This window comes from Microbacterium sp. P5_B6 (assembly GCF_056400345.1).
Map to the genome: position 1 here is coordinate 336,095 of NZ_JBFULL010000001.1, position 22,228 is coordinate 358,322.

Consider the following 22,228-nt stretch of genomic DNA (forward strand, 5'->3'; position numbering starts at 1 on the left):
GTATCGCCCGCTTCCGGCCGAGCCCGGCATCTCAGTCCTCGAGTATCGCTTCGATGACGTCGTCATCGTCGGGCGACGGCGAATCGGATGCCTCGGCCGGCCCCCGGCTCGCCAGCGCGAGGCTCGAGCCGTCCGGCGCCACATCGACCCGCACCACATCGCCGTCGTGGACCTCACCCGAGAGGATCGCCATCGCGAGCCGGTCCTGGATCTCCGACTGGATGAGGCGCCGCAGCGGCCTCGCGCCGAACACGGCGTCGTAGCCGCGCGTCGCCAGCCATCTCCGCGCATCCGGCGTCACGGCCAGCGTCAGCCGGCGATCGCGCAGGCGTCGCTGCAGGGCGTAGACGCTGAGCTCGACGATCTGCGCGAGGTCGTCCTGCGTGAGCGCCTGGAAGATCACGATGTCGTCGAGGCGGTTCACGAACTCGGGCTTGAAGGCCTGCCGGACGAGGGCCATGACCTGCTCGCGCTTCTGCTCGATCGACTGCGTCGGGTCGATCAGGATCGGCGAGCCGAGATTGGACGTGAGGATCAGGATGACGTTCTTGAAGTCGACCGTGCGCCCCTGGCCGTCGGTCAGCCGGCCGTCGTCCATGACCTGCAGCAGCACGTCGAAGACCTCAGGATGCGCCTTCTCCACCTCGTCGAGCAGCACGACGCTGTACGGACGCCGCCGGACGGCCTCGGTGAGCTGCCCGCCCTGCTCGTAGCCGATGTAGCCGGGAGGGGCGCCGACCAGGCGCGAGACCGAGTGCTTCTCGCCGTACTCCGACATGTCGATGCGGACCATGGCGTGCTCGTCGTCGAAGAGGAACTCTGCGAGCGCCTTGGCCAGCTCGGTCTTTCCCACGCCGGTGGGGCCGAGGAACAGGAACGATCCGGTCGGTCGGTTCGGGTCGCTGATGCCCGCGCGAGACCGGCGGACGGCATCCGAAACGGCCTTCACCGCCTCTTTCTGCCCGATGAGCCGCTTGCCGAGCTCGGCCTCGAGGTGCAGCAGCTTCTCGGTCTCGCCCTGCAGCAGACGTCCGACCGGGATGCCGGTCCAGGCGGCGATGACGGCCGCGATGTCCTCCTCGGTCACCTGCTCGTTGACCATGCGCGGCTCCTCGGAATCGGCCTCGGCGCTCTCGGCGCGAGCGAGGTCGGCCGTGAGCTGCTTGATGGTCTCGTACTCCAGCCGGGACGCCTTGGCGTAATCCGCGGCGCGCAGCGCGAGGTCTCGCTCGGTCTCGGCCGCATCCAGGCGCTTCTTCAGTTCGCCCACGCGGTTCAGTCCCGCCCGCTCACGCTCCCAGCGCGCCTCGAGCTCGGCGAGGTCGGCCTGGGCGGCGTTCATCTGCTCGCGGAGGGCCGCCAGCCGTTCCCTGGACGCGTCGTCCTTCTCCTTCTTGAGCGCCAGCTCCTCCAGGTACATGCGGTCGACACGGCGGCGCAGCTGGTCGATCTCCACGGGGCTGGAATCGATCTCCATCTTCAGGCGGCTCATGGCCTCGTCGATCAGATCGATCGCCTTGTCGGGGAGCTGCCGGCTGGAGATGTAGCGGTTGCTGAGCGCCGCCGCCGCCACGAGAGAGCTGTCGCTGATCGTCACACCGTGGTGCGCCTCGTAGCGGCCCTTCAGCCCGCGCAGGATCGCGACCGTGTCTTCGACGCTGGGCTCGCCGACGTAGACCTGCTGGAAGCGGCGCTCGAGCGCAGCATCCTTCTCGATGAACTCGCGGTACTCGTTGAGGGTGGTCGCGCCGATGAGGCGCAGCTCACCCCGCGCGAGCATGGGCTTGAGCATGTTGGATGCCGCGACCGAGCCCTCGCCGCCGCCCGCGCCCATCAGCACGTGCAGCTCGTCGATGAAGGTGATGATGCGACCCTCGGAGTCGGCGATCTCCTTGAGGACGCTCTTCAGACGCTCCTCGAACTGGCCGCGGTACATCGCGCCTGCGACGAGCGCCGAGATGTCGAGGGTGACGAGCTGCTTGTCCTTCAGCGACTCGGCGACGTCGCCCGCGACGATGCGCTGGGCGAGTCCCTCGACGACGGCCGTCTTGCCGACGCCCGGCTCGCCGATCAGGACGGGGTTGTTCTTGGTGCGGCGGGTCAGCACCTGGCTGACCCTGCGGATCTCGGCGTCCCGGCCGATGACAGGGTCGAGCTTGCCCTGCCGTGCGCGGTCGGTGAGGTTGATCCCGAACTGCTCCAGGGCGCTGCGGGAGTCCTCCTGCCCGGGCTGCTGCGTGGCGTTCATCTGTCTCCTGAAAACTGTAGGACTCAAAGTTGAGTCGTCTTCACTCAAGTTTAGCAAGACGTCGCGGAAGGGGCAACGCGCGGCAGGAGGATCGGCCGGCGCAGCCGGCGCGCATTACTGCACAACTCCGTCGAATCGGCCGAATGAGCAGTGATTCAGGGGGTGCGAGGCCCGCAGCGGTGGATTTCGAAGGAGTTGTGCCGGCTCGTTGCATCGGCGATCCCGCAGCGCCGGCCGCAGGTGACGCCCGGCCGGGGCAGCCGGGGCAGCCGGCGCATCCCTGCACAACTCCGTGAATCGGCCGAATGAGCAGCGATCCGGGGGCTGCGAGGCCCGGCAGGAGTGGATTTGGAAGGAGTTATGCCGACGCGGGCGCAGTGGGAGCGCCGCGCCGCCGCGGAGAACGGTCAGGCGACCGGCTGCAGCTCTCGTTCGTCCGCCGACGCCGCAGGAGCCCCGGTGTCATCGAGGGAGCAGGAGAACCGGGCCCGGTACGCGGTGGGGGTCGTCCCCAGCACGCGGGCGAAGTTCTGGCGGAGCACCGCCGCCGAGCCGAAGCCGCTCTCGTAGGCGATCCGGTCGAGGCCGAGGTCGGTCTGCTCGAGCAGCCGCTGGGCGTGGATGATCCGCTGCCGGGCGAGCCAGGCCGCCGGCGTCGCGCCGAAATCGGCCTTGAAGCGACGGGCGAACGTGCGCGGTGACATGTGGGCGTGCGCCGCGAGCTGATCGACGGTGAGCTCGACGCGCAGGTTGTCGAGCATCCAGTCGGTCACCGGGGTGAGTGAGAGGCTCTGCGCCACCGGCAGGGGCCGGTCGATGAACTGCGCCTGCCCGCCGTCGCGCTGAGGAGGCACGACCATGCGCCGCGCGATCTTGTTGGTGAGCTCGGCACCCAGCTCCTGACGCAGCAGGTGCAGGCACGCGTCCAGCCCCGCGGCCGTGCCGGCGCTCGTGATGATGCGGCCGTCCTGCACGTAGAGCACGTCCGGGTCGACCTCGATCGAGGGGTACATCCGCTGCATGGTGTCGGCGTACATCCAGTGCGTCGTCGCCCGCCGCCCATCCAGCACGCCCGACGCGGCGATCACGAACGACCCGCTGCAGACGCTCAGCACCCACGCACCGCGATCGACCGCCCGCCGGACGACATCGGTCACGCGCGAATCGACGCTGCCCCAGCTGCGCCGCGGAATCGGCGTCACGACCACGAGGTCCGCCTCGTCGGCGAACGTCAGGTCGTGCTCGACATTGATCGAGAAGGCGAGGTTCGAGGCGATCGCACCCGGCTCTGGAGCCAGGATGCGGAAGTCGAAGTTCGGGATGCCGTCATCCGAGCGGTCGAGGCCGAAGGCCTCACAGGCGAGTCCGAATTCGAACGGCGCGAAACCGTCCTGCACGATCAGAGCGACGCTCTTCATTCGCTTCACCTCTCCAGCGGCCACCTGGCCGAAAGTGGCAGTTTTCTTACGGTCGGTGGCCATTCTGCCACTGTTGGCAGATATGGCACAAGCGTAGCGTGACTGCCATGTTCCTGGTGATTCTTCTCGCAGCGCTTTCAATCCTCGCGATCGCCTCCACGACCGCCGCCCTCGCGAAGGACGGCTACCGTCGCGTCCCGACTGACGGGTCGCGGACTCCCGACAGGTCGCTTCACGACTCCACCCCGGCAGGCCAGATGATGTGGCAGGTGGACGCCGGTTGGGGCAACCGCCCGGCGAACGACCGCGGCCTCGAGCTTCGGGCTCAGACCGCCAGCACTCGCTGATAGACCTCGACCATCGCCGCGGTCCGGGACGACTGGCGAAACCTCGTGGCGACCGACGGGTCGACGGGTGGCCGCCTGCCGGCTTCGATGTCGGCGGCCGCCCGTCGCAGCGTCTCGGCGAGTGCTCCGACCGAGGCATCGCGCACCGGCCAGAGTCCGCCGCCGAGCTCGGCCGCGATATCGGGGTCGCTCACGATCGACGGCGTCCCGAGCGACGCGGCCTCGAAGGGCGTCATGCCCTGTGTCTCGAAGCCGATCGAGGTCTGTACGAGCGCGTCCGCGGCAGCGAGTCTCTGAAGGGACTCGCTGTACGGCATCCGCCCGGAGAAGACGACGGATGCCCGAGGCTTCAGCCGTTCGACGAGGCGCTCTGCCGCACGCAACTGCCCGCCGCCGCCGAGCACCTCGACATCGGCCTCGACCCCCGAGACCGCGAGCGCCTCGAGGAACGGAAGCAGTCGCTTCTCGGGGCTCATCCGGCCCAGCCACAGCAGGCGCGGCGGGCCGGGTGCCCGCTCCCTGCGCGACGCGAGGGCGGCCTCGAGCAGGTCGTCGTCGATCCCGTTCCACACGACGTCCACGTGCGTTTCGCCGAAAGAGGGGATGCCGCGCCCCGGGAGGACGCCGTGAGCTTTGAGCCGTCGCGCGAAGTGCGACGAGGGTGCGGTCACGGCATCCGCGCGATCGGCGAAGCCGCGCAGGTACGCCCATCCGTCCTGTCCTCCGGTGCGCGACCCGAGCGCCCGTCGCTCCCACGCGTTCAGCACCCGCAGCACGGTGCCCGGGAACGGCGCCGTGGCCTCGATGCCGACGTCCACGCGGTTGTGCATCGTGTGCACGACCGGCAGTCCGTGGCGCGCGGCGAACCGATGCCCGATGAACGCACCCCAGAAGTCGGCTTGGACGTGCACGAGGTCTGGCTTCGGGCGAGCCTCGAGCGCGGCATCCACCCGCCGATCGGTGCGCTCGCCCGGCCATGTCATCGCGTACTCGCGATCGAGCGTCACCGGGACCGACGGCAGATCGACGTAGGCCGCATCGGGCGTCGCCGCCCGGCGGCGCGCTCCGTGCCGCGCCGGCGCGACGATCGTGACCGTGTGACCCGCCTTCTCGAGGAACCTCCGCTGCAGGCGCATCGACACCTGCGCGCCGCCGAACGATTCGACGTGCTGGTCGCCGAACATCACGACGTGCATCGGACCTACTCGGGGAGCGGTTCGTCGCGATAGAGCGCCTCGAACGTGTCGAGCGTTCGCCGGATGTCGTGCACGATGACGCCGTCGAGAGACGCCTGCTGCATCCGCAGCCGCTCTTCCGGTGCTGCGGTCAGGACATCCGTCAGGCGCGCCGCGAGTGCGTCGACGTCGCCGGGCTCGAAGAGGTACCCGTTCTCGCCGTCGTGGACGAGATGCGGGAGCGCGACGGCATTGGCGGCGACGATCGGCAGACCCGAGGCCATCGCCTCCATCGTCGCGATCGACTGCAGCTCGGCGGTGGAGGCGATCGCGAAGACGCTGGCGCGGGTGTACAGCGCACGGAGCTCTTCGTCCGAGGCGTGGCCGTGGAACGTCACTCGCCCGTCGATCCCGAGCTGGTGGGTCAGATGCTCCAGATTGCGGCGCTGGTCTCCGCCGCCGACGACGTCGAAGTGCGCGTCGAGCGCGGGGTCGAGCAGGGCGACAGCGCGCACGATGTCGGCGGTGTGCTTCTCGGTCGTGAGGCGTCCGACGAACAGGATGCGATTCTCAGGACGCGGCGTCAGGTCGGCGACGTAGTTGGCCTTGTCGATGCCGCAGCTGATCGGAATGACGCCCTGCAGCGAGATCGTCTTCTCGAGGAAGTCGGCGGCCCTGCGCGTCGGAGTCGTGACGGCGCGGGTCATGTCGAAGGTGCGCTTCGCGTCGTCCCAGGCGAGCTTCACGATGAACCGCGTGATCGTGTTCGGGAAGAAGCTGTGATCGACGAGGTTGTCGGCCATCACGTGGTTGGTCGCGATGATCGGGATGCCGCGCTCCCGCGCGATCCGCGTGAGACCGCGACCGACGATGATGTGCGACTGGATGTGCACGACGTCCGGCTGCACGGCCGCGAGGAGCCGGCGGGAGTAGTACTTCGTCCGGAACGGCATGACGTAGCGCAGCCATTCGTGCGGCCACCATCGCCAGGACGGCAGGCGGTGGACGGTCATCGGCTGGCCCTCTATGACCTCGGTACCCACCCGCTTGGCGTGGCTCGTGCTGGGCGCGACGACGTGCACGTCGTGCCCCCGCGCGACGAGTCCGGCGGCGAGGCGCTCGGCGAAGCGGGCGGCGCCGTTCACGTCGGGGGCGAACGTATCGGCGCCGATGAGGACCGTGAGCCGATCGGGCGAACGGGGCTGATCGGCGGGGTCTGCGGCGGTGTTCTCGGGGGTCGCGGGGGGAGTCACGGGATCGGTGGCTGCCTATCTCTGCGGCGCGTCAGGAGGTTGCCTGGCTCTCTTCACTCTACCGGAGGGCTTCCCGAGTCCTTGTGAGCGAGGGAGGCGCTCGGATGCCGCCGGCCGCGCCACTAGATCTTCAGGTCCTGCTTCGGCACCACGACTTCATTGATGATGAGCAGGATCGAGGCCGTGATGGGAAGCGCCACCAGCACGCCAAGGACCCCCATCAGCGCGCCGCCCACCATGGCGGCGATGAGGACCAGTGCAGCGGGGATCGAGATCGCCTTGTTCATCACGCGTGGGCTGATCACATACGACTCGATCTGGATGTAGACCAGGTACGCGATGAAGAAGATGAGCGCCTGCTGCGGGCTGGAGAAGAGGGCGATCACCGACGCGAGGATCCAGAAGATCACCGATCCGAACAGCGGGATGAGCGTGACCACGAACGCGACCACGGCCATGAGCGCCGGGAACGGCAGACCGATCACGATGTGGAGCACGAAGACCACGGCCGCGTTGATCGACGCGAGGGTGACCGACCCGATGAGCGCACTGCCGACCGACGCGGTGATCCGCTCGGTCATGTTGCTCAGCTTGGGCCGGTTGCGAGCCGGTGCGAGCGAGTAGAGGGCGTTCTTCATCGCCTGCAGCGAAGCGAGGAAGTACAGCGTGAGGGCGACGACGATGAAGCCGCCCGAGATCGCGCCGATGATGCCGGCGGCGACCGCCAGCACGCCTCCTCCGACAACCGCGAGGAAGGCGGGGTCCGAGAGCGTCGCCGCCAGCTGATCGATCGCGGTGCCGAGGCCCGTCTGCCACTCGGCAGGAAGCTGCAGGAACCACTCGGACTGCGGCATCTCATCCAGCGCCTGGGGGATCGCCGCGAAGAACTGACCGATCTGCGCGAGCACCGGCGGCACCACGAAGACCAGGAACGCCGTCATGAGCAGGGCGAAGGCGCCGAACACGATGCCGATCCCGGCGCCTCGCTTGACCTTGTGCCGCTCGAGCATGCGCACGATGGGGTCCAGTCCCAGAGCCAGGAACAGCGCGAGGACGATGTACACGAGGATCGTCGAGATCGACAGCACGGCACTGCCGAGCACGAGAGCGCCGAGCACCCCGATGGTCGCGGCGAAGCCGCCCGCGAGCGGCCGGTCGAGCGCCGCGAGGACCCGAACCCGGAAGGTGTTCTCGTGCGGCATCGCCGCGGCCTCGAGATCGGCGGCCACAGCGGCCGCGCCCTCGGCCGGGTGTGGCACGGGCTGCGGAACAGGCGCGGCCGACGAGGAATCGCTCATGGCGCCACTCTAGGGCTGTGCTCGCCGGTCGACCCCGGGGAACGCCGGGGTGCTCATCACCCCGGGGGGATGACGACGACCATGCCGATGCACGCTAGCGTTCACTCAACGGCGGGCGCACCGGGCCTGCCCCTCTCCGTGGGAGGCCTCGGTGGAATCTGGAAACCTCGCCAACCTGATCTGGACGATCGCGTTCTTCGCCGATCTCGCGATCAAGGTGCTCGCGCTCATCTTCATCCCCCGGCATCGAAAGCCCACGGCCGCGATGGCCTGGCTGCTGGCGATCTTCCTCATCCCCTTCTTGGGCATCTTCCTCTACCTGGTGATCGGCAACATCAAACTGCCGAAGTCCCGGATGGAGGAGCAGGCCCGCATCGACGCCCGGATCCGGGAGCGCGTCGCGCTGACCGACTTCGCGAAGCCCGACGCCGCCGAGCCGCGCTGGTTCCAGCGGGTGGTGGAGCAGAACGAGGCGCTGACCGGCATCCCGGCACTCCACGGCAACGCGATGACGCTCAATGGGGACTACAACGCCACCATCACCCAGATGGCTGTCGAGCTCGGCACCGCCCAGCGCTTCGTCCACGTCGAGTACTTCATCGTCGGCTGGGACGACACGACCCGGGGGTTCTTCACCGCGATGGAGGATGCCGTCAAGCGCGGCGTCACCGTCCGCATGCTCATGGACTTCATCGCCACCCGCAAGGTCGCCGGGTCCAAGGAGATGATCGCGGAGCTTGACCGGATCGGCGTCGAGTGGCAGTGGATGCTGCCCGTCCAGCCGACCAAGGGCAAGTATCAGCGGCCCGACCTGCGCAACCACCGCAAGATCGTCGTCATCGACGGCCTGATCGCCTACACGGGCTCGCAGAACCTCATCGACCGCAGCTACGACTCGCCCAAGAACCAGAAGCGCGGCCTGCAGTGGCAGGAGCTCGTGACGCGGATCGACGGGCCCGCGGCCGCCGCGCTCAACGTGGTCTTCCTGTCGGACTGGCTGATCGAGACCGGGCAGGACATCACGTTCTCGGAGTACGTGCCGGCCGAGCAGGCTCCGGCGTCGGGCGACCTCGTCTGCCAGGTCGTCCCCAGCGGACCGACCTACCGCACGGAGAACAACCTGCGCCTCTTCCTCTCGCTGATCTACGGCGCCACCGAGAAGGTCATCCTCACGAGCCCCTACTTCGTGCCCGACGAGGCGATGGTCTACGCGATCACCTCGGCGTGCGAGCGGGGTCTCGAAGTGCACCTGTTCGTCTCGGAAGTCGCCGACCAGTGGCTCGTCGGGCACGCGCAGCGGTCGTACTACGGGGTGCTGCTCGACGCCGGCGTGCGGATCTTCCTCTACCCGGCGCCCTACATCCTGCACTCGAAGCACTTCTCGATCGACGACGACATCGCCGTCATCGGGTCGAGCAACATGGACATCCGCTCGTTCAGCCTGAACGCCGAGGTCTCGGTGCTCGTACGGGGGGCGTCCTTCGTCGCCGGGATGCGCGAAGTCGAAGAGGGCTACCGGCAGGCCGGACGTGAGCTGACCCGCGAGGAGTGGAGCCGCCAGTCGCGCAAGGACACCTTCTTCGACGGCATCGCCCGCCTCACCTCCGCGCTCAACTGATCCTCAGAGAGCGGTGGCCGCCACGGCCTACCCTTGAGGGATGCCGACACTCCACGCCGACGCCGACGCGACGCTCTGGGTACCGGTCACGTCATCCCTGGGCCTCTCCGGCCGTCGCCATCGCAAGACCGCGATCCGCATGCTGCTCACCCAGGCGAACCGCGCGGTGGGCTCCAGCGAGCGGCCCGGCAGCAGCGTCCTCGCGTGGGGGATGAGCCAGGCGGCGCCCTTCCTCATGCGCCGCGCCGCCGGGCGGGTGCTCGTGTGGGTGTGGAAGGCCGACCCGGAGCTCGCCGTCGTGATGGCCCAGGTGCAGGAGGCCACGCCACAGCTCCGCACCGCCCGCGCGATGATGCCGATGGAGTACGACGACAGCGAGGAGTTCCGAAACCCGTACCTGGGCGTGGGCGAGAAGCTCGCCATGCCCCTTCCCCGGGACCCCCGCACGCCGCCGTTCGCGACCTACACGTGGGACACCGGCACGCATTTCGTCAGCGTGACCGCGGTGTGCCCCGAGCGCGAGCGGTTCGGGACGATCATCGGCAGCCTGGATGACCTCGCGCGCACGATCCGCATCGCCGACGACCTCACGATCGGCGAGTCGCCGACCGTCCTGCGGATCGATCCGGCTCCGCCGAAGGCCTGAGCTCAGTCGGGCTCGGGAGCGGCTCCCGGATGCAGCGGGGCGACGTCGTGGTCGCCCGACAGCCATCGCATCCAGGTCGCGCCGGGGTCGCTCTCGAGGATGAGCGCGCGCACGAGCAGGGTCAGCGGGATCGACAGGATCGCGCCGACCGGGCCGATGATGAACGTCCAGAAGATCACCGCGAAGAAACTCAGCGTGAGGCTGAGGTTCACGGCGTCGCTCACGAACTTCGGCTGCACGAGCACCTGGAGCGTGACGTTGACGACGCAGTAGATCGCGACAACGGCCAGAGCCAGGGGCCAGCCGCCCACGACCAGGGCGAGGACGGCAGGCGGGATGAGACCCAGCACGAAGCCGATGTTGGGGATGAAGTTCGTCACGAACGCGAGGATCGCCCACACCGCCGGAGCCGGCACGCCGAGCGCCAGCAGCGCGAAGCCGTCGATGACCGCGACGATGGCCCCGAAGGTGGCGTTGACGACGTAGTAGCGGCGGACGCTCGAGTTGTACACCTGGAATCGACGGACGGTGGGGCGGATGCCGCGGCCGAAGGACGCTTCAGCGCGTGAGTAGCGCGCTCCGTCAGCCGCCATGAAGATGACGTAGCCGAGCACGAAGAAGAGCGCCGTCAGCACGCTCAGGACGGTGCCGCCGAGCGAGGTCGCGAACGAGATCAGCTTCTCGGGCTGCATGATCGAGGCACCGGCATCCGCCGCCTCAGAGGTGACGCCGAACGACTGCAGCAGCGCCACGACGTTCTCGGCCGCCTGCTGGAGCTCGTCCTTGTAGTCGGCGACCAGCCGTGCGAACTCCACGCCCGCGAAGGTCAGCAGCAGCGCCATGACCGCGAGGATCAGGTACCCCACGACGATCACTCCCGTCGTCGCAGCCCAGCGGGGCCAGCCCCAGCGTTCGAGCGGGAAGCGCACCGGGTGGCAGACGATGACGATGACCGCCGCGATCGCGAGGGGGCCGATCAGCTCCCGCGCATACGAGACTCCGGCGAGCGCGATCACGGCCGCCGCAAGGCCGAGGAGGATCCGCAGCGTCGGCGACAGCGAGGGAGCTGCCGCGCCGGCGGGCGCGGACGTAGCGGGCGGGCGCGATTGCTTCACGGGCGCAAGGCTAGCCGTGCCCGGCGGCGGGGCGACGCGGGCGCGCCCTGACCGGTCGCTATCGTGAGCGGGTGGATCTCAGCCAGCTGCTTCCGACGACCGTCGAATGGTGGCAGCTGCTCATCGCCGTCGTCGTGATCATCGCCGGCTGGGTCCTCTCGCGACTCGCCCGCGCGGGCACCATGCGGCTGCTGCGGCTGGCTCCGAGCGTCTCGGAGATCGTCTCGACGTTCATCGCGCGCCTGGTCTCGTACTTCGTGGTCCTGCTGTCGGTCGGCATCGCCCTCGCGGTGCTCGGGGTCAACATGCAGCCGCTCCTCGTGCTCGCGGTGGTGCTCGCCGTCGTGGCGGTGCTGGTCCTCCGCGGGGTCGCCGACAACTTCGCCGCCGGCGTCGTCATCCAAGCGAGCAAGCCGATCGAGGTCGGCCACGAGATCCAGGTGGAGGGCCCGGACGGACGCGCGATCACCGGCGTCGTCACCGACCTCAATTCGCGGACCGTCGTGCTCGAGACCTACGACGGCCGCACGGTGCACGTGCCCAACGCGAAGATGGTGCAGGATCCGATCGTCAACCATTCCGCCCGGGGACTGCGCCGCAGCGAAGTGCAGGTTCGGGCCGCGCGCAGCGGCGCCGGGTTGGATGAGGTGCTCGCCCGGCTCACCGAGGCCGCGGCATCCGTTCCGGGGGTCTCCGAGATCGAGCGGAGCCGCGCCATCGCGGTGTCGATCTCGCCGGAGCGGCTGACGGCGCGCGTCCTGTTCTGGCACACCCCGCCGGATGGGCTGACGGTGACCGCCGGTGTCGTCGAAGCCGTCGCTGCCGCCCTCCGCGCGGCGGGTGTCGAGAGCACCGTGACGAGCGAACCCGGACTTCCGCCGCTGGTGCCCTCCGAGACCCTCTGAGATCGGGCGGGCCCGCGCGCCTCGCGCTCAGGCCGCCTTGCCGGCGGGCTTGGCCACGGGCTTGTCCTCGCGCACGTGGACGACGAGCTCGGGTGCCTTGGTGACGATGAGCCACACCGGCAGCACGATGAGGCACAGGAGTGGCAGCACCTTGATGTCGCCGCACAGGGCGACGCCGACGAAGATGCCGATCCAGCCGTCCTTCGTCGCCGCCAGGACGATGCCGAGCGTGCCGCACGCCACGGCGAGCGAGATGGGGAGGCCGGGGATCAGCGCATAGCCGAGCAGCCCGAAGGAGACTCCGATGAAGACGGCGGGGAAGATCCGGCCGCCACGGAATCCGGCGCTGGCGGCGATGAGGAGCGCGACGACCTTCACCGCAGTGAACAGCGCGAGCTGCTGCGGGCTGTAGTCATCCGGATGCTCGAGCAGCTCGCCGGTCTGCTCCAGGCCCTTGAAGAGGGTGATCGGTCCGCCGATGATGCCGAGCACACCCAGGAGCATGCCGCCGAGAGTGGTGAAGATCAGCGGGTTGCGCAGCGCGTGGAACAGCCGGTGCAGGTGGGGGAAGACGAACGCGGCCGCGACGCCGATGAGCGCGGACACTGCCGCGACGGCGAATCCCGTCACCAGGTAGATCGGCTGGTAGGCGCCGATCGGATCGAGGGTGAACGCGATCGCCTCTCCTCCGAGGAGGAGCATCGTCACTGCGCCGGCACCCGCCGCCGCCAGCGGGAGGAACAGCTTGTCCCAGAGCGACCCCGGCATGGCGAGGGTTCCGACCATCCCCGTGAACACGAGCGCCGCCGCGACCGGCGTGCCGAACAGCGCGCCGATCGTCCCCGAGACGGCGAGCATCACCAGGAGCGCGGGCGGGACCTTCGTGGAGAACCTCCCGAAGACCGCCACCGCGAGTGCGCAGTTGACGGCGATCGTCGGGTTCTCAGGGCCGAGGCTGACCCCTCCCGCCAGGCCCAGAATCGTCACGAGGAGGATCGTCGGCACGGTCAGGAGCTTCGGCGGCGTGCCGCCGAGTTCGGTGGTGGCCGAGTCCGGTCCGCCGTGGCCCGGCAGGAGCCAGACCACCGCGCCGACCGCCGCACCCGTCAGAGTCAGGACGAGGAAGATCCACCACGGCGTGCTCTCATCGGCTCCGAACAAGCCCGGGAGCGTGTTCCACACGTAGTGCATGAGGCCTTCCGACACGAGGTCGAGAAGGCGCAGCACGACGGCCGAGCCGATGCCGATCAGCAGCGCGGGAACCGCGAGCAGCAGCAGATTGCGGATGCTCGGCGTGGTCGGCTCGGTCATGTGACTCCTCACGGTCGGACTCATCCTGCCCGACCTGCGGCAGGCGCGGCATCCATCAGTCGGTCAGGCGCATGTCCTCATGCAAGGCCGCGGCGCTGCGGATGAACAGGATGATCCAGGTGAACACGAGCGTTCCCGCCACGAGCTCGACCGCGGTCAGCGTGTAGTAGCCGATTCCGAAGAGCACGCCGAGCGCCACCACGAGGCCCAGGAAGACCCAGCCGAGATAGATGAAGAACGGCGACATCCCGGGGATCCAGCCGCGCAGCCGGATGACGAGCACGGCGTAGACGACGGCCATGCCGGAGGCGAAGAACGTGTGGATCCAGAACCAGTCATCCACGGGGAACACGCCGACGAAGCCGAGGAACACCCCGACCAGGATCAGGCACAGCCGTACCCGCGCGATGCCGTGCGGGGCCGCCGTGGGGATGCCCGAGGTGGCCGCCCGGGCGAGCGTGGTCACGATGATCCCCGCGACGATCAGGGTGAGGTTGAACGCGAGCGACGAGATGTCGTTCGTGACGCCCAGCGAGCTGAGGTGCTTCTGCCACCACTGCGGATCGGATGCCGTCAGCATGCTGGCGACGATCCCCTCGACGAGGAACGTGGCGAGCACCACCGCCAGCAGCTGCAGATCCATATGGGTGCCGGAGTAGAACGCGACGTACCCGGTGACGGCGGCGACGGCTCCCGACAGGACGATGACCGGGATGCCGAACACCTCGGCGCCGATGAATGCCTGCTCGAAGATCACCGACACGAGCGTCCAGCTCAACAGCGCGATGACGGCGTGGGCGAATGCCAGCGCGACCAGATCGACGATGTCGAGGACGTTCGGACGAACGCCGCCCCGCAGCATCCGTCCGCCCGCGAACGCGACGATCGCGACGAGTGCCGACGTGACGGCGGCGAACTGGCCGAGCGAGTCGGGGCCGGCGATGGGCGCGGACTGGAACCTGAACGCCAGGATCGCGATGAACGCGACGACGATGAAGGCGCCCGCGCCGATCGCGAGGGAGATCGACTCGAGCGTCCGCTCGCTGGATCGGCTGTCGGCGGCTGGTGATGCCGCGGGGGCCTCGGATGTCATGGCGACTTGTCCTCTCGGGCGGGCGCTGCGAACTCTTCGTGCATCTGGGTGACCTGCTGGACGAGGGCGCGCATCTGGCCCCGCGTCGCCGGCTCGTCGTCATCGCGACCGCGCGCCGCCTTCTCGATCACCCACGATGACACAGTCGCCGTCACCGTGCCGACGATCGCGACACCGCCGGCCATCAGCCCGACCGCCCAGAGGCGGCCCACCGCGGTGACGGGATAGAAGTCGCCGTAGCCGACCGTCGCCACCGTGACGAACGCCCACCAGACCGAGTCCCCGAAGTTCTCGATGTTGGACCTGGGGGCGCCGCGCTCGACGTCGAGCACCGCCAGCGAGCAGAGATAGATCACCAGGAGCGAGGCTCCCGCGCCGTAGATGGCGATGCGGCTGCGCAATGCCGTCCCCGCCGTCTGCTTGCCGAAGGTCATGACCGTCAGCACCCGCAGCAGGCGAAGCGCCCGCAGCATCGGGATGGCCACGATCGCGAGGTCGAGCAGATGGCCCCGGAACCATGCGCCGCGCGGCTTGGCGAGCGTGAGACGCACGATGTAGTCGACGATGAAGACGACCCACGTCAGGCCGATGATCACCCAGAGCACGAACGCCTCGGGGCCCTGCGCGTCCGTGATGGACTTCCACGAGTACGCGATGAGCCACAGGGCGGCTGCCACGATCAGAGGCCAGTGCGTGGCACTCTCCCACCGCGCCATGATCTCGGATCGGCTCGCCATGGGTGCACTCTAGAGCCGCGGGGCTCGCCGCCCGAGGTGCACCGCCGATCGGTCACCCGAGGGGTGTGACCGCACGACGTGCCGAGCGACCAGGTCCGTGGCACCGCCCGCGTGCCGGTGCCATGATGTGCCCATGACGGACTCTTATACATCTGCGCTCGAGTGGACCCGACCGGCGACGGTGGAGCAGCGCATGGCAGCCGGCAAGGACGCCCGTCGGGCGGTGTCGCGGAGCGAGCTGGCGCACCTCTCCGGGGGTGATCGGGATCCGCTCGGGATCCTCGACGCCCAGAACGAGGGACGGCTCGCCGAACTCGTCCCCCTGCGGATCGAGCGGATGTCGGCCAGCCCCTTCGCGTTCTACCGGGGTACCGCGGCGATCCAGGCCGCCGACCTCGCGCGCGACCCGCACAGCGGCATCCTGGTCGCATCCTGCGGCGATGCGCACGTCTCGAACTTCGGCTTCTTCGCCTCACCGCAGCGCACGCTGATGTTCGACCTCAACGACTTCGACGAAGCTGCGTGGGCTCCGTGGGAGTGGGATCTGAAGCGCCTCGTCACGAGCATCGTCATCGCCGGGCAGGCGACATCCCGCGATCACAAGGTCGTCGAGGAGGCCGCTCTGGAGGCGGTGCGAACGTACGCGCGCTCCATGGCGGCGAACGCGGCGCGCAGCAGCGTCCGCCGCTTCTTCGAGCATTTCGACGCCGAGTCCGGCCTGAAGGCCATGGAGCCGGAGTCGCAGCGCACCATGCGGAGCGCGATCAAGGAGGCCGAGAAGAAGACCGGCGATCGCGCCGCCAAGCGCCTCACGACCCTCGACGATCAGGGTCGGCTCATGTTCGTCGACCGTCCGCCGACGATGACGCACACGACGCCTGAGATCGAGGGACGACTGCACGACAACCTGCAGAAGTACATGGCGTCCGCGAACGTGGACGTCAGGCTCGTCCTGGCTCAGTACACGGTGTCGGACATCGCCCTGCGCGTGGTCGGCGTCGGAAGCGTGGGCACGCTCTGCACGCTGATCCTGCTGCAGGACGGAGACGCCAACGCGCTCATCCTGCAGGGCAAGGAGGCCGGGCGCAGCGTGCTCGAGCAGTACGGGGGCATCACTCAGCCGGATGCACTGGTGGAGCTCGTGACCGAGCAGGGCGAGGGGGGCCGTGTCGTCGCCCTCCAGCGCATCCTGCAGGCGGTCTCGGACCCGTTCCTCGGGCACCTCCGTGCCTACGCCGGTGACTTCTACGTGCGGCAGTTCAACGACATGAAGGGCGGCATCGACATGGATCAGCTCGATGACGCGACCTTCCGCGACTACGCCGAGATCTGCGGCGCGGTCCTCGCCCGTGCCCACGCACAGTCCCCCCGCGCCGCCGAGGTCGCCGGATACATCGGCAACGGGCGGATGGTGGGTGAGGCGATCCTCGAGTGGGCCTACGCCTATGCCGCCCTCTCGAAGTCGGACTTCGAAGCGTTCGTCGCCGCACACCCGAAGGCAGAGAGCGGCTCGGCCGAGGCGAGGGCTGCCGTCCGCGCCCTGGGCTGATCAGGCGGTTCCGCGGACCCCTGGACCGGGCTCGTCGCGGGGAGCAGCATCCGTCCCCTCGTCCTGACCGTCGTCCATCGGAGCGATGCCGACCCGGGGGCTCCACAGCACCACCTCGGTCGCGCGGCGAACCCGCGTGCCGTGCCGGAGCGTCACCACCGCGCCGGTCGCACCGGCGGCGAAGACCCGAGCACCCGGACGGCGCTCGAGCTCGACCTTCACCCGCTCTTCGAGGTCGCGCACCCGCAGGTGCAGCTCGCGCACGCGATCCTCGAGTTCGAGGATGCGGGCGATGGCCGGAAGCCCCATGCCGTCCGCCGACATCCGGGCCACTTCAACCAGCTGCTGCACGTGCCGCAGCGAGTAGCGGCGGGATCCGCCCTGGGTGCGGGCGGGGACGACGAGCCCGAGCCGGTCGTACTGGCGCAGGGTCTGCGGGTGCATCCCGGAGAGCTCGGCCGCTGAGGCGATCGCGAAGATCGGCGTGTCCTCGTCGATGTCGTGCTGCTCACCCATGCGAACCACCGCCTCTCGTCGCTCAGGACAGGAGTTCCGGCGGAGGCAGCACCGCGCAGGGCGCTGAGGTCCTGTCCGCGCCGGAACACCTGTTCTCTGTCATGATCTAGCCGCGCGCCTTGGACATGAGATCGGCGCGCGGGTTCTCCTTCGGCTCCAGCGCGTGGAAGCGCTCCAGCGCTTCGCGCGCCGCGTCGTCGAGGTGCGACGGGACGGCGACCTGCACCTCGGCGAGAAGGTCGCCCGTGCCCTTGGCCGTCTCGACCCCGCGGCCCTTGACGCGCAGCACCCGGCCGGAGGGGGTGCCGGGCGCGACCCGCAGCTTGACCGGCTCGCCGCCCAGCGTCGGAACCTCGATCGTCGCGCCGAGGACCGCCTCGGTGAAGGTGATCGGCACCGTCACGCGCAGGTTGATGCCATCGCGGGTGAAGACCGGATGCGGCCGCACCGAGACCGCCACGACGACATCGCCCGGCTCGCCGCCGTCCGGCGAGGGCCGGCCCCGACCGCGCAGCCGGATCTTCTGGCCGTCCGCGACTCCCGCGGGGATCTTCACCTTGAACGGCTTGCCGTCGTCACCCTGCAGGGTGATGGTCTCGCCGCGCGTGGCCGTCAGGAAGTCGACGGTCGTGCGCGCCGTGACATCGGCGCCGCGGGTGGGGCCGCCGTAGCCGCGGAATCCGCCGGTCGTCTGGCCGAAGCGCCCCGAGCCGAAGCCGCCGCCCTGGGTCTGGTTGAACATCCGGAAGATGTCGTCCATGTCTTCAGCCTGGGTCCGACCGGTGCGGCCCTGACCGAACATCGAGAACACGTCCTCGAAGCCGGCGGCACCGGGGCCGGCCGAGGTGAAGCGGGCGCCGCCGGCACCCATGGCGCGGATCTGGTCGTACTCCTTGCGCTGCTCAGGGTCGGAGAGCACCGAGTACGCCTCGCTGATCTCCTTGAACTTCGCCTCGGCCGCCGCATCACCCTGATTGGAATCAGGGTGATGCGTGCGCGCGAGCTTGCGGTAGGTCTTCTTGAGATCCGCTTCCGAGACGTCTTTGGAGACGCCGAGGATCTTGTAGAAGTCCTTGTCGAACCAGTCCTGACTCGCCATGCATGCTCCTCAGCTGGTCAGTCGACCGGGACGGCGACGACGACCTTCGCGGGGCGAAGCTCGACCGAGCCCACCCGGTAGCCGACCTCGACGACCTCGAGCACCGTGGGTGCCTCGACGCCGGGGGTCGGCGCCTGGAAGATCGCTTCGTGGTGCTGCGGGTCGAACGCTTCGCCCGCCTCGCCGTATGCCGTCACGCCGAGCCGCTCGGCCACCGCGCGCACCTTCTCGCCGATCTGCGCGAAGGGCGAGCCCTCCACGAGGTCGCCGTGCTTGGCTGCGCGATCGAGATCGTCGAGCACGGGGAGGATGCCCTTGGCGGCCTCGCCCTTCGCGCGCTCGATGTCGCGCTCACGCTGCTCTTCGGTGCGGCGGCGGTAGTTCGCGTACTCGGCCTGGAGGCGCTTGAGGTCGTTGAGCAGCACCGACTCGAGGTCGGCGAGCTTGGCGTCCTCGGCCGCGGCGTCGACGTTCTGCTCGGTGCCGAGGATGTCGTCGACGGTCCACTCTTCGCCGGCCGCGGCATCCTCTCCGCCCTGCGGGGCGGGGTCGGAGACCGGAGCCTCCGACCCGTCCTGCGGACGGACCTCTTCTTCGCCGTCTCCGGCCGAAGGAACGAAGTCCTTGTCTGTCATGTCCTACTTCTTCTCGTCTTCGTCGTCCACGACCTCGGCGTCGACGACGTCCTCGTCAGGGGTGGAAGCGCCGGCCTCGTCCGACGGGCCGTCGGGCACCGGCTCGGAGGCCGACTGCGACGCCTGGCTGGAGGCGTAGATCGCCTCGCCGAGCTTGCCCTGGCTCGCGTTGAGCTTGTCGAACGCGGTCTTGACCGCGTCGTCGTCGTCGCCGGCGAGCGCCGCCTTGAGGGCATCGACGTCTCCCTGCACCTCGGACTTGACGTCCTCGGGCAGCTTGTCGTCGTTCTCCTTGATGAGCTTGTCGATCGAGTACGAGAGCGTCTCGGCCTGGTTGCGCACCTCGGCGGCCTCACGGCGCTTCTTGTCCTCGGCCGCGTGCTCCTCGGCCTCGCGCACCATGCGCTCGATGTCGTCCTTCGGCAGCGACGAGCCGCCGGTGATCGTCATCGACTGCTCCTTGCCCGTGCCCTTGTCCTTGGCGGACACGTGCACGATGCCGTTCGCGTCGATGTCGAACGTGACCTCGACCTGCGGGATGCCGCGGGGCGCCGGAGCGATGCCCGTGAGCTCGAACGTGCCCAGCGGCTTGTTGTCGCGCGTGAAGTCGCGCTCACCCTGGAAGACCTGGATGGCCACCGACGGCTGGTTGTCGTCCGCGGTCGTGAAGGTCTCGCTGCGCTTGGTCGGGATGGCCGTGTTGCGCTCGATGAGCTTGGTCATGATGCCGCCCTTGGTCTCGATGCCGAGGCTCAGGGGGGTCACGTCGATCAGCAGGACGTCCTTGCGCTCACCGCGGAGCACACCGGCCTGGAGTGCGGCGCCGACGGCGACGACCTCGTCCGGGTTGACGCCCTTGTTGGGCTCCTTGCCGGTCTCGCGCTTGACGAGCTCCGAGACAGCGGGCATACGCGTCGATCCGCCGACGAGCACGACGTGGTCGATGTCGCCGACCTTGATGTTCGCCTCGCGGATGACGTCCTCGAAGGGCTTCTTCGTGCGGTCGAGGAGGTCCTTGGTGAGGTCCTCGAACTTCGCGCGGGTCAGCGTCTCGGACAGCGACACGGGGCCGTTCTCGGTCAGCGAGAGGTACGGCAGGTTCAGGCTCGCACTCGTCGACGACGAGAGCTCCTTCTTCGCCTGCTCGGCGGCCTCCTTGAGGCGCTGCAGGGCGATCTTGTCGCCCGAGACGTCGACACCGGTCTGGTCCTTGAACTGCTTGATCAGGTACTCGACGACGCGCTGGTCCCAGTCGTCGCCGCCGAGGCGGTTGTCGCCGGCGGTCGAGCGCACCTGGATGGTCGAGAAGTCGTCGTCCTTGCCCACTTCGAGCAGCGAGACGTCGAAGGTTCCGCCACCGAGGTCGAAGACGAGGATGAGCTCGTCCTCCTTGCCCTTGTCGAGCCCGTACGCCAGAGCGGCGGCAGTGGGCTCGTTGATGATGCGCAGCACGTTCAGGCCCGAGATCTCGCCGGCCTCCTTGGTGGCCTGGCGCTCGGCGTCGTTGAAGTACGCGGGGACGGTGATGACGGCATCCGTCACGGTGTCGCCGAGGTACTGCTCGGCGTCGCGCTTGAGCTTCTGGAGGATGCGCGCCGAGATCTCCTGCGGCGTCCACTTCTTGCCGTCGACGCCGAACGACCAGTCGGTGCCCATGTGGCGCTTGACCGACGAGACGGTGCGGTCGACGTTGGTGACGGCCTGGCGCTTGGCGGTCTCGCCGACGAGCACCTCGCCGTCCTTGGTGAACGCGACCACCGACGGGGTGGTGCGGAAGCCCTCGGCGTTCGCGATGACCTTGGGCTCGCCGCCCTCGAGGACGCTGACGACCGAGTTGGTCGTACCGAGGTCGATTCCAACAGCACGTGACATGTGTTCTCTCTCCTTCTTGCGGGACGGGCGGATGCCGCGCCCCAGGCTTGCGAAGTCCTCTCGCGATCCTCCGCCGCCCGGATCGGACGGGGTTGAGCCGCGATGACTCAAGGCTAGCGCCGAGGCCCCCGTTGCGTCAAATGGGGTTGAGTCGGTTCATATCAACTTTTCAGCGAGCGCGGGACGCTGTCACCGTGAAGGTGCGATCGCGGGCGATCTGGCGCGTCGGGCCGACGAGGCGCTCGAGGTCGGGCCGATAGCGCAGGTGCGAGTTCCAGACGGCCCACAGCTCGCCGCCCGGGGCGAGCACGCGGCCGGCGTCCGCGAAGAGCTTGAGGGCTATGCCCTCGTGCACGACATGCCCGATGTGGAACGGCGGGTTGAGGACGATCAGCTCTGCGCTCGCGTCGGCTCGGCCCGACAGCGCATCGTCGCGCACCACCTCCACGCGGTCCGCGACGCCGTTCGCCGCGGCCGTCGCCCGCGCCGAGTCCACGGCCGCCGCGGACTGGTCGGTCGCGACGACGCGAAGGTCAGGCCGCTCGCGGGCGAGCCAGGCGGCGATGACACCGGTGCCGCAGCCGAGGTCGATCGCCTCGGCGACGCGGGGGGCGGCATCCAGGTGCTCGAGCAGGAATCGTGTGCCGATGTCGATGGCGGCGCCCGCGAAGGCAGCTCCGTGGGCGACCACCGTGAGGCCTGTGGCGGGGTCCGCCTGCCGACGCGGCCAGGTGGAGGTGACGGAGGGAAGGGGCTCGGCGGCGATGAGCACCCGGGCCTTCTGGCGGGCGTGGGTGACGTCGAGCCGGGCGAAGCGCTGGCGCAGGACGTCGTTCATCGACACCGCCATGTGCTTGACCATGCCCCCGGCGAACACCCGCACACCCGGCGCGGCGTGCTGCGCGATGACTTCGACGATCTCGCTCAGCGCGTCGAGCGAGCGCGGAAGACGCAGGAGCACCACTCCGGCCCCCGATGTGAGGGCGGCATCGAGCGCGTGATGCTCCCACAAGGCATCGATGCCGAGCCGCTCCGCGTTGGCGGCGAGCGCGCGCTCGCCGGACAGGCCGTCCTGATGCACCCGGATGCCGGGCACCCCGTGCCGGACAGCCGCCCCGAGGGTGAGCGCCCCGTACGCGTCGCCGATGATGACGACGGTCCCGGCGGCCGCTGCCGCCAGGGCTTCGGCTGCTTCATCGAGGAGCAGGCGATCGGCGGCGTCTGCCGCATGCAGCTCGGGAGCCTCGACATCGGGATGCCGCGACAGCGCGCCGAAGTCGAGATCCATGGTCCCCACGGTACGGGGAGGCGTGGGATCCCGTGTCGCCCGATGCTGCGCGCTCCAGCGCGTCGCCGGGATTAGCCTGGGCACGCACCGCGAAGGCGCGGCGCG

General features: G+C 69.1%; 19 protein-coding genes. 5 read left to right on the top strand and 14 right to left on the bottom strand.

Going from position 1 to position 22,228, the window contains the following annotated elements; genetic code table 11:
* Positions 1-31: 31 nt before the first annotated feature.
* Together AC1DP3_RS01440 and AC1DP3_RS01445 are read right to left on the bottom strand one after the other, a co-directional pair.
* A complete protein-coding gene (locus tag AC1DP3_RS01440) occupies positions 32-2,248 on the bottom strand; it encodes an ATP-dependent Clp protease ATP-binding subunit (protein ID WP_477290540.1) in 2,217 nt (738 codons plus the stop codon).
* A 407-nt stretch (positions 2,249-2,655) separates the two neighbouring features.
* The gene (locus AC1DP3_RS01445; RefSeq protein ID WP_477290542.1) at positions 2,656-3,666 is read right to left on the bottom strand and encodes a GlxA family transcriptional regulator; all 1,011 of its coding nucleotides are present in this window, start codon (positions 3,664-3,666) and stop codon (positions 2,656-2,658) included.
* A 107-nt stretch (positions 3,667-3,773) separates the two neighbouring features.
* Between AC1DP3_RS01445 and AC1DP3_RS01450 the strand changes: the two genes are divergently transcribed.
* Positions 3,774-4,013 (top strand): hypothetical protein, encoded by a 240-nt coding sequence (locus AC1DP3_RS01450; protein WP_477290544.1) that lies wholly within the window; start codon positions 3,774-3,776, stop codon positions 4,011-4,013.
* Here the strand turns inward: AC1DP3_RS01450 and AC1DP3_RS01455 are convergent.
* The 3 genes from AC1DP3_RS01455 to AC1DP3_RS01465 all read right to left on the bottom strand — a co-directional run bounded on the left by AC1DP3_RS01455 (position 3,992) and on the right by AC1DP3_RS01465 (position 7,739).
* Entirely contained in the window at positions 3,992-5,209 is a 1,218-nt protein-coding gene (locus AC1DP3_RS01455; protein ID WP_477290546.1) for a glycosyltransferase, read from the bottom strand. The genes AC1DP3_RS01450 and AC1DP3_RS01455 overlap by 22 nt on opposite strands.
* 5 nt (positions 5,210-5,214) lie before the next feature.
* The gene (locus AC1DP3_RS01460; RefSeq protein WP_477290548.1) at positions 5,215-6,441 is read right to left on the bottom strand and encodes a glycosyltransferase; all 1,227 of its coding nucleotides are present in this window, start codon (positions 6,439-6,441) and stop codon (positions 5,215-5,217) included.
* A 122-nt stretch (positions 6,442-6,563) separates the two neighbouring features.
* A complete protein-coding gene (locus AC1DP3_RS01465) occupies positions 6,564-7,739 on the bottom strand; it encodes an AI-2E family transporter (protein ID WP_477290550.1) in 1,176 nt (391 codons plus the stop codon).
* A 151-nt stretch (positions 7,740-7,890) separates the two neighbouring features.
* On the opposite strand from AC1DP3_RS01465, the gene cls reads away from it, so the two are divergent.
* Together cls and AC1DP3_RS01475 are read left to right on the top strand one after the other, a co-directional pair.
* Positions 7,891-9,357, top strand: a complete 1,467-nt coding sequence (gene cls, locus AC1DP3_RS01470; protein ID WP_477290551.1) for a cardiolipin synthase — start codon at positions 7,891-7,893, stop codon at positions 9,355-9,357.
* Positions 9,358-9,397: 40 nt separating this feature from the next.
* Positions 9,398-10,003 (top strand): hypothetical protein, encoded by a 606-nt coding sequence (locus tag AC1DP3_RS01475; protein WP_477290553.1) that lies wholly within the window; start codon positions 9,398-9,400, stop codon positions 10,001-10,003.
* Positions 10,004-10,005: 2 nt separating this feature from the next.
* On the opposite strand, the gene AC1DP3_RS01480 is transcribed toward AC1DP3_RS01475, so the two are convergent.
* Complete coding sequence (locus AC1DP3_RS01480; RefSeq protein WP_477290555.1) at positions 10,006-11,118, bottom strand: AI-2E family transporter; 1,113 nt, start codon at positions 11,116-11,118, stop codon at positions 10,006-10,008.
* Positions 11,119-11,189: 71 nt separating this feature from the next.
* Between AC1DP3_RS01480 and AC1DP3_RS01485 the strand changes: the two genes are divergently transcribed.
* A complete protein-coding gene (locus AC1DP3_RS01485) occupies positions 11,190-12,023 on the top strand; it encodes a mechanosensitive ion channel family protein (RefSeq protein ID WP_477290557.1) in 834 nt (277 codons plus the stop codon).
* Positions 12,024-12,050: 27 nt separating this feature from the next.
* Here AC1DP3_RS01485 and AC1DP3_RS01490 read toward each other — a convergent pair whose 3' ends face one another.
* From AC1DP3_RS01490 to AC1DP3_RS01500, 3 genes are read right to left on the bottom strand one after another with little or no spacing between them, the layout of a single operon-like run.
* A complete protein-coding gene (locus AC1DP3_RS01490; protein ID WP_477290559.1) occupies positions 12,051-13,334 on the bottom strand; it encodes an ion channel protein in 1,284 nt (427 codons plus the stop codon).
* 55 nt (positions 13,335-13,389) lie between these two features.
* A complete protein-coding gene (locus tag AC1DP3_RS01495; protein ID WP_477290560.1) occupies positions 13,390-14,427 on the bottom strand; it encodes a hypothetical protein in 1,038 nt (345 codons plus the stop codon).
* Positions 14,424-15,164: a potassium channel family protein gene (locus AC1DP3_RS01500; RefSeq protein WP_477290562.1), complete on the bottom strand. Its 741-nt coding sequence runs from the start codon at positions 15,162-15,164 to the stop codon at positions 14,424-14,426. Before AC1DP3_RS01500 ends, AC1DP3_RS01495 begins: the two co-directional genes overlap by 4 nt.
* Before the next feature lie 133 nt (positions 15,165-15,297).
* Between AC1DP3_RS01500 and AC1DP3_RS01505 the strand changes: the two genes are divergently transcribed.
* Positions 15,298-16,713, top strand: coding sequence for a DUF2252 domain-containing protein (locus AC1DP3_RS01505; RefSeq protein ID WP_477290564.1), 1,416 nt, complete (start codon positions 15,298-15,300; stop codon positions 16,711-16,713).
* On the opposite strand, the gene AC1DP3_RS01510 is transcribed toward AC1DP3_RS01505, so the two are convergent.
* The 5 genes from AC1DP3_RS01510 to AC1DP3_RS01530 all read right to left on the bottom strand — a co-directional run bounded on the left by AC1DP3_RS01510 (position 16,714) and on the right by AC1DP3_RS01530 (position 22,123).
* Positions 16,714-17,229 carry a heat shock protein transcriptional repressor HspR gene (locus AC1DP3_RS01510; protein ID WP_477290566.1) on the bottom strand — a complete coding sequence of 172 codons (516 nt, stop codon included), beginning with the start codon at positions 17,227-17,229 and terminating at the stop codon, positions 16,714-16,716.
* Between the two features lie 106 nt (positions 17,230-17,335).
* Positions 17,336-18,328: a DnaJ C-terminal domain-containing protein gene (locus AC1DP3_RS01515; RefSeq protein WP_477290568.1), complete on the bottom strand. Its 993-nt coding sequence runs from the start codon at positions 18,326-18,328 to the stop codon at positions 17,336-17,338.
* A gap of 17 nt (positions 18,329-18,345) precedes the next feature.
* Positions 18,346-18,963, bottom strand: a complete 618-nt coding sequence (locus AC1DP3_RS01520; protein ID WP_477290570.1) for a nucleotide exchange factor GrpE — start codon at positions 18,961-18,963, stop codon at positions 18,346-18,348.
* A gap of 3 nt (positions 18,964-18,966) precedes the next feature.
* A complete protein-coding gene (gene dnaK, locus AC1DP3_RS01525) occupies positions 18,967-20,835 on the bottom strand; it encodes a molecular chaperone DnaK (protein ID WP_477290572.1) in 1,869 nt (622 codons plus the stop codon).
* Positions 20,836-21,004: 169 nt separating this feature from the next.
* On the bottom strand, positions 21,005-22,123 hold the full coding sequence (locus tag AC1DP3_RS01530) for a class I SAM-dependent methyltransferase (protein ID WP_477290574.1): 1,119 nt from the start codon (positions 22,121-22,123) through the stop codon (positions 21,005-21,007).
* Positions 22,124-22,228 lie beyond the last annotated feature (105 nt).